Annotated in this window: 8 protein-coding genes and 1 pseudogene; 3 read left to right on the top strand and 6 right to left on the bottom strand. The window is 68.8% G+C overall.

What is annotated here, in order from left to right; translation table 11 throughout:
- Positions 1-276 (top strand): annotated as a pseudogene (locus DRB06_RS08230) (IS1634 family transposase); the annotation flags it as partial.
- A gap of 1,000 nt (positions 277-1,276) precedes the next feature.
- On the opposite strand, the gene DRB06_RS08225 reads toward DRB06_RS08230, so the two are convergent.
- Positions 1,277-3,748, bottom strand: coding sequence for a prolyl oligopeptidase family serine peptidase (locus tag DRB06_RS08225; protein WP_258522204.1), 2,472 nt, complete (start codon positions 3,746-3,748; stop codon positions 1,277-1,279).
- Positions 3,749-4,213: 465 nt separating this feature from the next.
- Between DRB06_RS08225 and DRB06_RS08215 the strand changes: the two genes are divergently transcribed.
- Entirely contained in the window at positions 4,214-5,773 is a 1,560-nt protein-coding gene (locus tag DRB06_RS08215; protein ID WP_111819653.1) for a DUF1593 domain-containing protein, read from the top strand.
- 55 nt (positions 5,774-5,828) lie between these two features.
- On the opposite strand, the gene DRB06_RS08210 is transcribed toward DRB06_RS08215, so the two are convergent.
- From DRB06_RS08210 to DRB06_RS08190, 5 genes are all read right to left on the bottom strand, one after another.
- Positions 5,829-8,381: a glycoside hydrolase family 2 TIM barrel-domain containing protein gene (locus DRB06_RS08210; RefSeq protein ID WP_111819652.1), complete on the bottom strand. Its 2,553-nt coding sequence runs from the start codon at positions 8,379-8,381 to the stop codon at positions 5,829-5,831.
- 57 nt (positions 8,382-8,438) lie between these two features.
- The gene (locus tag DRB06_RS08205) at positions 8,439-9,662 is read right to left on the bottom strand and encodes a glycoside hydrolase family 1 protein (RefSeq protein WP_111819651.1); all 1,224 of its coding nucleotides are present in this window, start codon (positions 9,660-9,662) and stop codon (positions 8,439-8,441) included.
- 81 nt (positions 9,663-9,743) lie between these two features.
- On the bottom strand, positions 9,744-11,309 hold the full coding sequence (locus DRB06_RS08200) for a sialate O-acetylesterase (RefSeq protein WP_146750840.1): 1,566 nt from the start codon (positions 11,307-11,309) through the stop codon (positions 9,744-9,746).
- Between the two features lie 80 nt (positions 11,310-11,389).
- Positions 11,390-13,567 carry a hypothetical protein gene (locus tag DRB06_RS08195; RefSeq protein ID WP_111819647.1) on the bottom strand — a complete coding sequence of 726 codons (2,178 nt, stop codon included), beginning with the start codon at positions 13,565-13,567 and terminating at the stop codon, positions 11,390-11,392.
- A gap of 63 nt (positions 13,568-13,630) precedes the next feature.
- Positions 13,631-14,308, bottom strand: a complete 678-nt coding sequence (locus DRB06_RS08190) for a helix-turn-helix domain-containing protein (RefSeq protein ID WP_111819646.1) — start codon at positions 14,306-14,308, stop codon at positions 13,631-13,633.
- A gap of 145 nt (positions 14,309-14,453) precedes the next feature.
- Here DRB06_RS08190 and DRB06_RS08185 point away from each other — a divergent pair, with 145 nt between their 5' ends.
- Positions 14,454-15,947: an MFS transporter gene (locus DRB06_RS08185; protein ID WP_181575234.1), complete on the top strand. Its 1,494-nt coding sequence runs from the start codon at positions 14,454-14,456 to the stop codon at positions 15,945-15,947.
- Positions 15,948-15,951 lie beyond the last annotated feature (4 nt).

Below are 15,951 nucleotides of genomic sequence, written 5' to 3'. Positions count from 1 at the left end.
CACTTGCGCATGAGCAAGCACGACCTGCGGGCCAGGCCCGTCTTCCACCACACCCACGACGCCATCCAGGCCCACCTGACCGTCGTCATGGCCGCCTTGGCGGTAGCCCGCCATCTACAAGCCGCCACCGGCGTGAGCATCAAGCGACTCGTACGCGAACTACGGCCGCTCCAGGAAGCCACCATCACCATCAACGGACACCAAATAACCGCCCAGCCCCAGACCACCCAGACCGCACAGCAAATCCTCAACAACCTGAACGCCGCAGGGCACTAAACTGTCAGGACTCAGGTCAAATAGCGGGACTGGGTCCACCCTTACAAGTGTAATGCTTCCCAGACCTTCCACCTCGACAGGCTCCCCGAGTCGCAGCTCGTAAAGGTGCTTGGTGTGTTGCAGGTCGGTCCAGCGCAGCTTCGCTATCCACTCACGGTTCTCGGAGCGCAAGCCGGCCGAGGATATCGTTCCCGCGGTCGTAAGTATCGGTGGTATCGACCCGCCTTGTACCATGACTTGGTCTGGCTCTGTTCCTTCAGGTAAAGGCACGGATCTCAGTACGGGTCTGGTCCACCAGATCCATCCACCTGTCAGTGCGGTGGCCATGACCAGGATCGCCGCGATGCTTATAAGAATGCGTTTCTTGGGCTTGGAGATCATGAGCCTCCTCGCCATCAGGACACCTCCGGTTATCGGGAGTACGCTGCCGTGCGAGCCTCGGGTGCATCGTAACTTTGCGCCGAAGCGGGGCGGCGTAGAACTTGTGTTCAATTCAATGCGCGCATCTAACAGTCGCCCATGTTGCACGGCTGTGCGGTAGGTTCCAAGTCAATACTGAGCGTCATACGGTATCCTCAGCCGGGACGTCGATGGAACACTTGATCGAGAGGAGTTGGTTCAACCGCGATTAGCGTGACCACTCCAAGTCGATCAATATGCACAGACTCGCCGAGGGGCAACTTGTAGCTCGTAGTGGCATTGTCGCTGTCAGTCCACACGACTGTTCCCACCCATTTATGTCCCTCGGATGACAATCCGCCTGGACTGATTGTTCCTGCCGTAGTCCGCTGCGGTAGCAATCCTTCCCCAAGGCGAACCTTGATCCGTTCTTCGCCGCCGGGAGGAGAAGCCACGGATCGTAGCGCGGGCCTGGTCCACCAGATCCATCCACCTGTCAGTGCGACGGCCATCACCAACGCCGCCGCTACGCTAACAAGAATACGTTTCTTGGACATGGTGCCCTCCCTGGAGTGCATACTTCCACCAGTCGGTACAATAATTACTTCGTCCCACCCGAGTTCGGCTGATCCTTAATTCCATGCATTGTGCCTGCGGGCGACAGCCGGTGACCGGCGGCCGCCCGCCGGGCGAAGGTGTGGATAAGCGCGCTCGTGGCGGCCCGCTGGGCGGAGATCGCCGTGCCTGCGTGCCCGCCCTCGGTCTGTTCCACATAGCTGACCGCGAGCCCCAGCGCACGCATCCGGTAGGCCATGGCGCGGGCGTGCGCCGGGTGCACGCGGTCGTCGGCGGTAGAGGTGAGCAGCAGCAGCGGCGGATACTCCCGGCCCGGTACCAGGGCGTGGAAGGGGGACAGGGGTCGCATGGTCTCCCAATCGTCGGGATCGTCCGGGTCCCCGAACTCGGAGCGCCACATGGCGCCGGCCAGCAGGCGCGTGTACCGCTCCAGGTCCAGCAGTGGCGCCTCCGCGATTACCCCGCCAATCAACTCGGGGTGGCAGGTGAGCATCTCTCCGACCAGCAGGCCGCCCGCGCTGGCGCCGTGCACCACCAGCTGCCCTGCCGAGGTCACCCCGCGGTCGATCAGCGAGCGCGCCACCGCAGCGAAGTCCTCCACCACCCGGTGCCGTTCCCGGGCGGTGCCCGCCAGGTGCCAACCGGGCCCGTACTCGCCGCCGCCACGGGTGCACGCCACCACGTAGGTGCCGCCGCGCTCCAGCCAGGCCTTGCCGGTAAGCGGCTGGTAGCAGGGGGTCTGGCTGGTGCCGAAGGCGCCATAGCCGTACAGCAGGGTTGGGCCGGGCGACGGCTCCTGTGCCGGTGAGTCCACCGCAGGTGCGCTCGCAACCGGAACCGACGTCGTCCCGCCGTCGCCGGTGCCTGCGTCCGCGCCGGCACGTGGCCGACCGATCTGGAAGTAGGGCACGCGGGTGCCGTCCGCGCTGACCGCCACGTGCTGGCTGACGCGCACTCCGCGGGCGTCGAAGCGGGCGGGCGCCTGCCGCAGCACCGACATTCCGGTCACCTCGCCGACCTCGGTGAGGCGGGCGAGCGTGAGCGTGGGCGGGGTGGTCCAGCCCGAGGCGGAGATGAACAGGTAGTCGGTGTCCCGTTGCCGCACCGCCTGCGCGGTCACCTCCAGCAGGGGCCGGCCCGGCCGCAGTTCGGTGGGGTCCGGGGCCGCGGCGGCCTCGGCTTCACTCGGGCGGTGGGCGGCCCCGGTCAGGTCGATCCAGTGGTGACGCCACTGCCGCCGGTCGGCGGCGTGCTCGCCCGCCTCCGACTCCCACCGTGACGGCGGGGTGCACACCTCCAGCCGGCCGGCGACGTCGTCCAGCACTGTGAGCACCATGTGGTGGCGGGTCCACGTAGCGGCGGACAGGAAGGACGAGGACGTGGGGGCGAACAGCACCTCCAGCCCGTCGCGCTCGCCGTGCAGCCACTGGCTCAGCGGCGCCCCCAGCAGCATGCCCGGCTCGTAGCGGCGTCCCGCCACCTCCCACGGCTCGCGCAGCTGGATCGTCAGCCACTGCGCCCCCACGCCGATGGAAGCCGACGGCGGCGCCTCGATCCGGATCGCGTCCGCGGGTACGTTCGCGCCGTCGGCCGCAAGCGCCCGCCGCGCCGCCTTCTGGCCGGCGGGGACCGCGGCGTCGTCGGGCAGCCACCAGACCCGGGTATCGCCCAGGCCGCCCATGCTCATGAGCCAGGTGCGGCCCCACGCATCGCAACTGGCCCGGGTGACGATCGCATCCGCGGCTCCGGTGATCAGCACCTCGGCGTCCCGGGGCGCCTGCCCACGGCGCAGGCGACGCGCCTGGCGCGGCAGTCCGGCCGGCGACAGGGACCCGGCACCGAAGTCGTCCGAAAGCAGGCAGGTGTCGCCGTCGGCGCCCCAGGTCAGCGTGCCCTTTGAGAGCGGCTTGCGGAAGCCGCCCTCGGTCGCATCCAGGAAGCGCCGCTCGTCCAGATCGAATTCCTCGGTGAAGGTGGCGTCCGTCCCGCCGTCGGACAGGCTCACCAGGGCGCGGCGCCCTGCCAGCGGGCCGGTTTGCAGCACCTGCGCCCCCGCCCAGGCCAGGTCGCGGCCGCGCCGGTGGCGCTCGGCGTCCAGGTCGAGCAGCACCTCCCACTCGGTGGCGGAGGCGTCGTCGGGGCGCGGTGGGCGGGAGGGGGCGCCGGCCGCGTACGACGCCCAGGTGGTGCGCCGCCACACTCCGCGCGGGTGGGCCGCATCGGTCCAGAAGTTGTAGACCATGCCGGCGGCCTCGGTGACTGCGGGAATGCGGTCCGGGGAGTCGAGTATCTCCTGAAGGTCCTGGGTCAGGCGCAGGTAGTCCACGTCGTCGGTGAAGGCGGACATGGTCTCGTCCGTCCGCGCCGCCGCCCAGGCCAGGGCGCGCTCGCCGGTGGGCTCGTCCAACCAGGCGGGCACCGGTGGTAGCTCGGGCGCCTCGGTGGGCTCCGGCGGCGCGGAGTCGTCTGCACGGGGCGGGGCGTCGGTGCGATCCACCGGCCCATTGCAGCACATCCCGGGCTGGTGGCGTAGCCTGCCCGCTGCCCGGGCGAGGGCCATCGACGACGCGGGGCGAACTTCCATGACGCCGGTTCACCGTCGAGGACGTCCTGCCGGGCAGCGCTCTGGAGGGCCGGGCCGCGTCGTCACGGGCTAACCCGCGTCTTCGAACTGAGATGAGGCTCGTTTGCTTGTCAGGCGAGCGCGCGAGCGGGCACAATAGAGGGGAGTCACCCGGAGGCGACCGGATGACTCCCCGACGTAAGCGGCTCAGCCGAACCACTTACTGAGGGCATCCACAAGGACACCAATGGCCCGGATCAGTTGAGCGAGTGATTCGAGTATTTCGCTCAGCTTCCGGGCCATTCCCTTGTCCTTGCGGACTTTGGCGTGTCGGCCTAACGGGTCGTTCAGGCGTCGTCGAGATCCCGCAACGAACCGCGCATGTGGCACGCTGGGGCCATGCGCAAGGAAGCCTTCCCACGGGCCGACTGGCCCCGCGTCGTGGTCACCACCGACCCCGAGCTGGACGACCTGAACTCCATGATCCGCCTGCTCACCCACGCCGCCGAGATCGACCTGTGCGGCCTGGTGTACGCGGGCAGCAAGTTCCACTACACCGGCGACCCCGCCCGCGGCATCGCCTCCCACCGCTGGCCCGCCCCCGGTGACAGGCTCCACATCGACGAGGCCATCGACGCCTACGCCCAAGTGGAGGACACCCTGCGCGTGCACGACCCCCGCTTCCCCACCGCCGCCCACCTGCGCTCCCTGGTGCGCATGGGGAACGTGATCGCGGAGGGGGAGATGGACGAGGTCACCCCCGGTTCGACCCTCATCGCCGATCTGCTGCGGGACATCGCCCTGACACCGAACGGCGCCACCGGTGAGGGCGGCGCGCTGCTGGACGCCGCCCGCCCCCTGTTCATCCAGGCCTGGGGCGGCATCTCCACCTTCGCCCGCGCCCTGCGCACCCTGGAGGAGGAACTCGGCGGCCGGGAGGACTGGCCGACGCTCAAACAGCGGGTGCTGGACCGGGTGGTGCTGTCCTCCTTCGGGGAGCAGGACTCCACCCTGAATGAATACATTCGGCCACGCTGGCCGGGCCTGGAGCACCGCGAGGTCGCCACCCGCGCCTGGGGGTACACCACCCGGGACGTGCTGTTACCGGCCGACCTTGAACTCGTCGGCCCGCAGTGGACGCGCGAGAACGTCAGCGCCCGCGGCCCGTTGGGGGCCGCCTACCGGGTGTGGGGCGACGGGCGACGCATGGCCGCCGACTTCGACCCCGAGGACTACTTCGGCGAGGCGGGCAAGACCGAGGCGCAGCTGCGCGCGGAGGGCTACCGGGTGTGGTGCCCGGTGCAGGAGGCGGGCTCCTTCATCTCCGAGGGCGACACCTCCAACTTCACCCTGCTGATCCCCAACGGCCTGCACTCCTGGGAGGACGCCACCTTCGGCGGCTGGGGCGGCCGCCAGGTCCCGCACCCGCAGCTTCCCGACACGCTCACCTCCGACATGCGCTTCGACCTGCCCGGCCTGCCGCAGCCCGACTACCCCCAGCAGGTGGTCGACCACGCCGCCGACGGCTCCGCCCCGCCCGAGTACCACATGACCCGCTGGTGGCGGGCCCTGCAGAACGAATTCGCCGCCCGCCTGGCCTGGTCCGTCACCCCCCGCTATGAGGACGCCAACCATCCGCCGGCCGTCGTCGTCGAGCACCCCGACGGCGGCAGCGGACTGGTGCGCCGCGTACGCCCCGGCGAGGTGGTCACCCTGACCGCCACGGCCACCGACCCCGACGGCGACCACGTGCTGCTGCGCTGGTGGGCCTATCCGGAGGCCGGGCCGAACCCCTGCCCGACGCCGCCGCGCATCCGGGACGACGGCGCCGGCACCGCCGTGGTCACCGTCCCCGCCCAGGCCCGCCCCGGCCAGGCCATCCACCTGATCGTGGAGGGCACCGACACCGGCACCCCGCCGCTGACCCGCTACCAGCGCGTGGTGCTGGAGGTCGCCTGAGACCGGTGCGCGCCTCGACGCCCCAACCCTGCCGACTGTGTGGGCGTCCCGGCGCTCAGCGCCCGGCCGGCTCCACCACGAGCGTCAAGCGCTGCTCACCCAACTCCCCGGCACGGACACCGACCTGCACCGTCCCCGGCTCGGCACCTGCGCGCACAATCGCCAGGGCCCTGCCGCGGTACAGCGGGGTGGTGGTCTCGTCATAGGAGGAGGCGGGCCGGGGATCGGCCGAGCCCAGGGCCGCCAGGCGTCCCGCGCCCGACACCTCCACGCTCACCGGCGTGCCGCCGATCATGGCGACGTTCCCGTGCTCGTCCACTGCCTCCAGCTCCAGGAAGGCCAGGTCCTGGCCGCCGGCGTGGAGCCGACCGCGGTCGGCCCTCACCCGCAGGCGCAGCGCGCCGTGCTGGGCGGGCAGCGTGGCGCGGCCGACCTCGCGGTCGCCGACCCTGGCGACTGCGGTCAGGTCCTCCGGGCCGTAGGGAACGGTGAAGCGGGCCACGCAGCCATGGGCGACGCCCGCCGGCCGCGTGCCCAGGGAGCGGTCACCCACGAACAGCTCCACCTGCGGCGCGTAGGAGTACACCTCCACCTGCGCCCGCGTTCCGGCGGCGACCTCGGGCCACACCCACGACGGCACGGCGTCGGTTCCGCGCCAGGCCGCCTTATGCACCCGTCGGCCCGCCCTATCCAGGGGCCGCACGGCGATCTCCGGGTTCTTGGCCCGAGTCCACACGGTGCGCGCCAGCGCCATCGACCCGTCCGGGTGCCCGGTGATGTCGATGGCGCCGACACCGGCCGTCACATACGGGTAGGGCTTGTCGAATCCGCCGGGCTCCTCGCCGTAGGTCCACAGCCCGATGCCGACCTCACCCAGATAGTCCCAGCCGGTCCACATGAAGTCGCCGATCACATGATCCAGCTCCTCCACCAGGCGCCAGTTGCGCACGATCTCGTGCGGCATGGTCTCGCTGCCCACGATCACCCGCCCCGGATGCAGCACGGCGTCCTTCCGGTAGCGGGAGGCGGCGTAGTTGTAGCCGGCCACGTCCAGGGCGTCGAGCACGCCCGCGCTGGCACGGTCGGCCGCGCGCGTAGCCGCCGCCCGGGACATCAGCGAACCCATCCGGGACACCAGCAGGTTGTAGGCGGTGGACCCGAAGACGGACTGCCGCTTCGGACCGCCGGACTCGCCACACGCCCGCTCCTCGTCCTGCTTGCGCCGCTGCCCGGCCGCGTTGTTGTCCGCAACGAGGTCCCGTCCCCGGGCGGTCATCAGGTTGATCATGAGGTTGATGCCCGCCGTCGTCTGCCGGGTGGGGTCCAGGCGGTGCAGCCGGGAGACGATGCGGCGGGCCGTGCGGATGCCGCGCGGCGTGGCGGACTCGCCCACCTCGTTGCCGATCGAGTACATGATCACGCACGGGTGCAGGCGGTCCTTGCGTACCAGCGCCTCGGTGTCGCCCGGCCACGACTGCTCGAAGTGGGAGGCGTCGTCATGGGGGTTCTTGGCCTGGAACCACATGTCCCACAGCTCGTCCATCACGTACAGCCCCAGCTCGTCGCAGGCCGCCAGCAGGTCGCGTGAGGCGGGGTTGTGGGCGGAGCGGATGGCGTTGAAGCCCTGCTCCTTGAGTATGCGCACCCGCCGGCGCTCGGCGTCGGCGAAGGTCGCCGCCCCCAGAATGCCGGAGTCGTGGTGGATGCAGGCGCCCCGCAGCGCCGTCGGCCGACCGTTGACCAGCAGCCCGCGGTCGGCGTCGACCTCAATGGTGCGCAGGCCGGTGCGGGTGGTGGCCGCATCGAGTACGACGTCGTCACCGGCCTCATTCGCCCCGGTCAGGGTGACCGTCAGCTCGTACAGGTGCGGGTCGGCGTCGGACCAGGGGTGGGCCGCGGCCACCCGCAGCGGCAATTCGACGACGCCCCCGTTGGTGGACACCGAGCCGCGGGCGGCCTCACCGGAGTCGTCGGTGAGGACCGCCGTGACGGTGACGGCGGCGGCGTGGGGGTTGTCGATCTCGATGCGGGCGGTGGCCGTCGCGCTCGTGCCGGTGGGGGAGTGCTCTAGGTGGACCACCGGCAGGGAGGTGCCGCCACGCGTCAGGCGCACCGGGCCGGTGCGCCGCAGCCACACGTGCCGGTAAATGCCGGAGCCGGAGTACCAGCGGGTGGACGGCTGCCGCGAGTTGTCGACGAGGACTTCGATGACTGCCTGTGTACCCGGGGCAGGCGACCCCAGGTCGACCTCGAACTCGGTGTAGCCGCCGCGGCACCCGCCGACGCGCACGCCGTCGAGGAGCACCGTGGAGTTCTTGTACACGCCCTCGAATACCAGGGATAGGCGGTCATCGCCCAGGTCGTCGGGCACGTGCAGTGACTTGCGGTAGCGGTAGGTGCCGCCGGGGAACCAGCCGGCGCCGGAGGTGGTGGCCGTGGCGGCGCTGCGGGGCTCATGGATCATGGCGTCGTGCGGCAGATCGACGGCGGTCCAGGGCCCAGGGGCATCCGGGACGTCGGAGGCGGCGTCGGTCTGGCGGGCCGCGGCGTCGCCGTCGGGCTCACGGCGCAGCTGCCAGCCGGCGTCGAATAGAACGGTGGTGGACATGACGGTGCTCCTTGAACAGTCGGACGGGGTGGGCGAGCGGCCGCGAGGTCGGCGGCATCAGGCGCCGGGCTCCAGTGAGGCGGCGTTCTCGGCGGCGATCCGCCCCAGCCAGGCCAGGGAGGGCTTCGGCGTGCGGGCGAAGTCGCGCTCGCGGTCCACGGCGATCAGCCCGAAGGTCGGCTCCCAGCGGCCCCACTCGTAGTTGTCCAGCAGCGACCAGTGGCAGTAGCCGCGCACATCCGCGCCGTCGGCCACGGCCGCGATCAGGCCGCGCAGTGCCTCGGTGGTGTAGGCGATGCGGCGGGCGTCGTCGGCGGTGGCGATGCCGTTCTCGGTGACCAGCAGGGGCTTGCCGCAGCGCTCCCAGTAGCGGCGCAGGTTGATGCCCAGCGCGTCGGGACGGTAGGCCCAGCCGGTCAGCGTGTTGTCGGGCGAGTCGGGGTGCGGGACGGGCCCGGAGGCGTCCACCGGCTGAGAGGTGTAGGCCTGCACGCCGATGAAGTCGTCCTCGGCGGTCGCGTCCAGGTACACGCCCTCCCACTGGTGGAAGACCCGCTCGAATACCTCCTCATTGCCCGGAGTAGGGGTGAAGGCCTGAGCCGCGAGCGCCCAGCCGACCTGCGCGTCCGGCACGCTCTGGCGCAGCACGGCACGGGCGGCGGCGTGCATGGCGATCAGCTTCGGCGCCAGCTCGAGCGACGGGGCGGGCAGGGCGGCCCTCTGGTCGGTGGAGGCGAGGCCGGCCGCGCGCAGCTCCTCGGCGGACTTGCCGATGACGGCGGTCATGCCGCTCATCAGGTTCAGGATATTGGGCTCGTTGATCGTGACGATCCAGTGCACGTCGTGCAGGATCTCGGAAACGTAGCGTACGTAGGCGGCGAAGCGGTCGGCGGCGTCCGCACGCTGGATGCCGCCGCCGAGCGCGAACCACAGCGGGCAGGTGAAGTGGTGCAGGGTGATGATCGGTTCCAGGCCGTACTCGTGGCAAGCGTCGATCATGTCCCGGTAGTGCAGCAGGGCGGCGCGGGAGAACTCGCCGTCGGCCGGCTCAATGCGCGCCCACTCGATGGAGAAGCGGTAGGCCTTCAGCCCGCCCGCGGCGGCCAGGCGGATGTCCTCCCGGTAGCGGTGGAAGGAGTCGCAGGCGGAGCCGGATTTCTCCGGCAGCAGGCGGGCGGGTGAGTGCTCCACGGCCCAGAAGTCTGAGGCGATGTTGTCGCCCTCCACCTGGTGGGCGGCGGTGGCGGCACCCCAAATGAAGTCGTCGCGCAGGACGGTCATGGTGTTCCTTTCGTCTTTGAAAAGGTCCAATCGGGCGGTATAACGTGTTGAGGGAGTGCGTGTGTGAGGGATTCGTGCTGTCTAATGGATGTGGGTCACCCCTTCATTCGTGGTGAGTCTTCCAGGGCGCGCCGGTAGATCCGCGCTGTTGTAAAGATTGATCCGGAACCAGCCGCCGCGGCCGAGTTCCGCCGTAATGCGTCCCTTGCGTATCTCCGACGAACGCAGGATCACCGTGTCATTATCCGCTGTGGCGGGGATGCTGCTGCAATCCAACTCCTCATCGCCGAGGGCGAGTGTCAGACCTCCCAGCCGCGCCGGGTGGGTCTGTGCGCCATCGGGGGTGTGAGCGGCCAGATGCAGTCCCGTCCCGACGTTGCCGAACCGCAGACGCAGCTGTCCGTCCTTCACCTCCATGCCCAGTAGTGTGGGCGCCTCACATAACACGTCCTCGCCGTAAATGATCTTCTCCGCGAGCAGCGCCAGCCGCTCGCCCACGGGCTTTTTCTTCTTCGGGTGAATGTCCAGCTCCATGCCGATATCGGTGATCACCGCCATGCCGACGCCGGGAACGGTATCCGCAGTGTGCTGCTGCGCCTCACGGATGATGGCGTATGGCTCGCCGACGCACTGCATCCAACGGCCGAAGGGCGCGAGTTGGACGAAGAGGAAGGGGAGCTCGTCATTCCAAAGTCTACGAAAGCACCTGATCAGTGCGGGGAACAGTGTCGCATACAGTTCTGGGTGGGCATCGCCGTCGGACTCGCCCTGATAGTACAGAATGCCCCGCATCCCGTAGGGGGCCACCTGGCTGAGCATGCTCTCGTACAGGCCGCAGGGACGCTTCTCATTCTTCGGTCCCATGGGTGGGGCCATGGCTGAGAAGTCGATCTGGGGAGGGGGCGTCATGTCCCCGTACAGGCCTCTAAGAATTTCCTCCAGGATCCTGCCCTCCATCAGCATTACGCTGGCGGCGTCGGCAAACGGTTCGGTGCGCCAAGAAGCGGGGTCGGTGCGGAAGCGATTCTCGTAGGTCTCCGGGTCAAGGTCCGCCAAGGCCTCCCGGTACTCCTCCAGATACAGTCCGCCTCCGCCCTCCTCGATGGCCTCCTCGCTCATCCAGGCACATGCGGGAGTTCCACCCCAGTTACAGCCGACGATGCCTATCGGAACACCGTATCTCGCCTGTAGTGTCTTGGCGAAGTAATATGCCGGTGCGGAGAACCACTGTAACTGGTCTGCTGTCGCCCTTCTCCAGAATCCGAAGTTTCTCCCGTAGTCGGCCTCGTTGATTTGATCCGGGTAAGACACCTCCGGGTAGTCGAAGAACCGGATGTCGTCATTGGTGCAGGTCTCCATCTCGTCGGCGAAATCCGCGTCGTACCGCATGTAGAACTCCATGTTGGACTGTCCGGCGGCGAGATACACGTCTCCGACCTGCACGTCGTGGAGGAAAACGGAGTCGTCTCCGGAAGCGATCTGGATCGTCTCCTGGAAGGAGGCCTCCAGCGGGCCGATCTCGGCGCGCCAGCAGCCGTTCGTCGCTGCGCGGCAGCTGGCAGTCATGTTCTGTACGGTTATCGACACCTCGTCGCCGGCCCCGGCCGTGCCCCAGAAGGCGATCGGCTTGCCGCGTTGCAACGTCATGTGATCTTGAAATATCAGGGCGAGTTTCAACAATCTAGGGCTCCTCGTCTCTGGGATCTCGTGAAGGATGATGGGTGGGACTAAAGCGGCCAGGACGTAAAGCCCTCGGCACGGATGCGCCAGGTGCCGTCGTCGGGGAATCCCGGATGCTCCTGTGAGCCCTCCCAGCCGCCGACCATGAGGGCGACGGCGGCGAGCAGCCCGCCGTTCCCGGGCAGGTAGATGGGGATCATCGAACCCATGCCCGGGTTGTTTCCCACGGCGTCGTAGCGGTTCTTCGCCCCCTGTTGCAGGAGAAGGTCCACGGCGTCCCCGGGGCGGCCGAGCCGTGTGGCCGTCATTGCCATCACCGGGTAGTCCCAGCCCCAGGCGGAGTCCCACTGCCAGTTGCGCCGCACCCAGTCGAGGGTGGCTGACATGGCGGTCGCGTCGATGAGCGGCGTGGGCGGCAGGAATCCGAGGGCCTGCAGGAATGACGGGTGGTCGTCGGTGCGTACATCGGGGCTTCCCGCCACGGCGGTATAGCGGCCTGCGACCCGCTCCGGGGCGGGCAAGGCTGCCTGGATGGTGTCCCAGGACTCCTTACGTCCTAGGCCGCGTCGGAGCCGGAAGCGCTGGGCGATCTCCAGGCCGAACCACCAGTAGGCGAGCTCGAAGGTGGGGTCCCGGGTGGTGGCGGCGTCGTAGAACTCCTGGGCGGGCATCACCGGCGGGCCCAAGTGGGCGACTCCGTCGCTGACGTTGGGGAAGGACGCCATGAACTCGGCGGTCTCATCGAGCAGTTCGGCGACGGCGCCCAGCAGGCGGGCACGCCCGGTGGCGGCCTGGGCCTCGGGGCGGGTGCCGTAGGCGCTCCAGCACAGCTCGGCCAGGTACAGCAGGTGCGGCTGCTGCCAGATCAGGAAGGGTCCGATGTCGCCCGGGGCCTCGCGGGCGTCCGGACCTATTTCCTTGGGCCAGCGGGCGCCGCGGCAGCCCTGGGCGGCGGCGGTCTCCCGTGCTACAGGTAACGCACAGCGGTACCAGTCGAAAGATCGCTCCAGGAGTTCGGGGCGTCCCCAGGCGGCGAACTGCGCGGCATGCCACCAGTGCATCTCCAGGTGGAACTTGCCGCGCCAGGTGTTGGTCACCAGGCCGCTCTCCTGCGGTGGGGTGAGGCCGCCGCCGCCGGCTCGCAGCAGGTACTGGGACAGGACGATGCGGCGTTCCAGTTCGGCGGCACGTGAGTCCGTGGAACCGGCCAGCTCCACGGCGGCGCCGGAGTTCCAGTACTCCTCCCAGAAGGCGGCGGAGGAGGCGAGGACCGCGTCGACGTCGTCGGGCGGGGTGGCGGGTGCCGCATACAACTCACTGCCCGGGCCGGATACGGGCGCGAAGGCGGCAACGACACCGAGCGTCGCGGTCCCGCGGGCGGGAGCGAGTACCAGGGTGCGGGCGTCGGTCAGGGCTGCTGCCGCCGGGGCGTCCCAGGTGAGTGTGATTCGGTAGGCGGTGGTGTCGATGCGGCGCTCGACGACGGCACCCCACTGCCCGGCCTCGCGCAGGATCACCTCGCCTTCGGGCTCCTCCCCCCAGAGGGCCGCAGGGGAGAAGCCCGGGTTCGGATCGGGCAGGGACAGGCGCACAACGAGGCCGCCGTCGGCGAGCAGCGGGGAGGACACGCGGGTGCCTACGATCGCGCCCGTTCCGGCGACGGCGGTGACCACCCGCACCGGGGTGCCCTCGTAGTTGAACTGGGAGGTAAGTATCCCGCGCCACAGGTCCAGGTGCGCAGTCAGTCCCGTCAGCGCGTCGTGCTCCAGCTCGGTTATGGCGGGCGCGGCCAGCCCCAGGCGTCCCAGGTCCAGCCGGTGCGGGTTGGAGCCGAGCCACATGCCGGCCAGGTCCGGCGGCTCGGGCGCGACCTTCCCGGAGGCGATCGCCATCATCCGCTGCAGGGAGGGGCGGTCCGGGTAGTGCACCGGGCCGCGGGCGGTGCTGTAGGCGGTCATGGCGTCGGCGAGGGTGTGACCGGATGGGTTGGGCTGCTCGTGCCAGCCCCAGGTGGATTGGGTGGCGCTCTCGACGATCCTGGTGTTCAGGGAGTCGGGAGCGCGCGGGTCGAGTCGGGACGGGTCGTGGGCGGCGGTGAAGGTCTGCAGGCCGGTGGCGTCGGCGCTGAAGGCGAAGTCTCCGTTGCCCAGTGTGAGCACAAGCTCCGGGGAGTCGGCGTGCAGGTGGATATTGTGACGGGATACCAGGGCATGGCGGTCGATCATCTTTGATCCGGGTCCTGTTCTACGGGGTCGTATCGTCGCGTTGATGGCAGCGTGGGCGAGGTGTCAGATGCCGCGAATCACCTCTGCCATGGCGTCCCGGGCGCGCAGCAGGTCCCGACCGGTTATGTCCGCGAATGCGTGCAGGGTCTCCGCCTCCAGGTCGAAGTCCGGGGCTACCACCCATAACTGCTGCAACCCGTCCCAGGCCGCCAGGAACCGCCGCGCCATCGCTTCGGCGGGCTGATCGGTGCGCGCCAGGCCGTGCTGCTGCAGGGCGCCGATGATGATGCCGATGCCGTCGATGGCCTCCGCGTAGTGAGCGGTGAAGTGCTCATGCGCCGCGGATCCCGGAATCTGCGCCTGTCCGGCGAGGTAGGAGTACAGGCGGAGCCGGGCGTCGTCGCAGGCGGTGCCTCGGACCAGGCGAGCGATGATCGCCTCCGCGTCCCGGGCGGTGAGCGCCTGCTCGCCGGCGGTCTTGCCCTCCCGGAAGTCGACGAGTGCGCCCCGTCCTTGGATCACCTCGTCGAAGTAGGCGAGGGCAGCGACCAGCAGGTGGTCGCGGCTGGGGAAGTGGTAGAGCATGGTGCGCTCGGCCATGCCGGCCCTGCGCGCCACGGCCGCGGTGGTGAGGCGCTCGTGACCGACCTCCTGGACCACCTCGTAGGCGGCCCGGGCGATCGCCTCCCGCTTGACGGCCGTCTTGGCGTACGGACCGCGGGAGCGTTGCGCGGTTGGCATGCTTCTCCTCCAAAGTTGATGCAGACCCAAGTTTCGAAGGTTCCCGCTCTTGCGTCAACCCCCTTGACACCGTTTCAATTTCATACTTCACTTCAGTTTCATCGATCCGTCTTCGTCAATGACGACCGAAGTCAGAAGGAATCTCATGACCGCATCCGCAACCGGAGGGGCCGTGCCCTCCACCGCCGTCGAACCGGGCCGCGAGGAGGCCCGGAAGCCGAGCAACGGCCGGAGGACCGATCCCGACTACGTCTCCTGGCCCGTCAGGCTCGGCTGGTCCGCCCGCGCGCTGTCGCTCGCCGCCAACGTCATCATCCTGGGGTACTTCAGCCTCTACGCCACCGACACCCTCGGCATGAGTCCCGCCCTGCTGGGCACGCTCATGCTGGTCTCCAAGCTCTTCGACGGCTTCACCGATCTGTTCGCCGGATGGGTTATCGACCGCACCCACACGCGCTGGGGGAGGGCCCGCCCCTACGAGTTCGCCATGCTCGGCCTGTGGATCTCCATCTGGGCGCTGTTCTCCATCCCGGCCGGGTTGCCGACCGGCGCCAAGGCTGCACTGCTGTTCGTGCTGTACACACTCGTCAACTCCGTCTTTGCCACGCTCGCCCAGGCGAACCAGACTCTATACACTGCGCTCGCCTTCCCCACCCGCGTGGCCATCGGCAAGGTTTCGGCCTTCGCTGGCCTGTTCATCTCCGTGGGCGCCGTCGTCATCTCCGTGATCATCCCGCAGGGACTGGCCTGGGCGGGAAAGGAACCCGGCCGCTGGTCTGTGCTTATCCTCGCCCTGGCGGCGCCAATGGCCGTCCTGGGGATGATGCGCTTCGTCTTCGTCAAGGAGACCGTCATCCAGCCCGCAGACACCACGGAGAAGGTCACCTTCCGGGAGATCTTCGCCGCCCTGCGCGACAACAAGTGGATCTGGATCATCTTCGTACTGGGCGTACTGCAGAATCTGCTGCTGAACGTCGGTGCCGCCGCCTACTACTTCCGCTACATCGTCGGAGACATCGGCATGCAGTCCTGGATCTCGCTCGCATCCCTGGTGGCGATCCCGGCAGTGATGGCTATTCCGCCCCTGATGAAGCGCTTCAAACTCAGCTCGATCATTATCGCGGGCCAGCTGTTATGCGTCCTGGGCAACTGTGTGCTGTTCCTGGCGGACACCAACATCGCCCTACTCCTGATCGGCACCCTCATCATCGGCATAGGCACACTGCCGCTGTCCTACATGATCGGAATCCTCATCATCGACTGCGCTACCTACAACGAGTGGAGAGGCCACCGGCGCTTGGAATCGATCATGGGTGCGGTCCAGTCCTTCTCCGCCAAGATCGGTACCGGTCTGGGCCTGGCCGCCGCCGGAGCCTTCCTCGGCGCCTTCGGCTATGACGGCAGCCTTGACGCGCAACCGGATTCCGCCGTCTTCGCCATACGCGCGCTGTTCACCTGGATTCCGGCACTGATTGCCCTCCTGATGGTGATCACTCTGCGCTTCTACAAGCTGGAGGACCTGCTGCCACAGATCAATCAGGACCTGGCTGCCCGCCGCGCCGCGGAGGCTACTGCCGCGGGACGTATCGCCGACAGCGACTCCGTCAACTCCACCGACACCCCCACCGACAGACCGTGAAAGG

It is taken from the genome of Actinomyces sp. Z5 (genome assembly GCF_003287795.1).
GTDB lineage: Bacteria > Actinomycetota > Actinomycetes > Actinomycetales > Actinomycetaceae > Actinomyces > Actinomyces glycerinitolerans.
The sequence above is the reverse complement of the archived record's forward strand: the minus strand, read 5'-3'. Positions and strand labels throughout refer to the sequence as shown.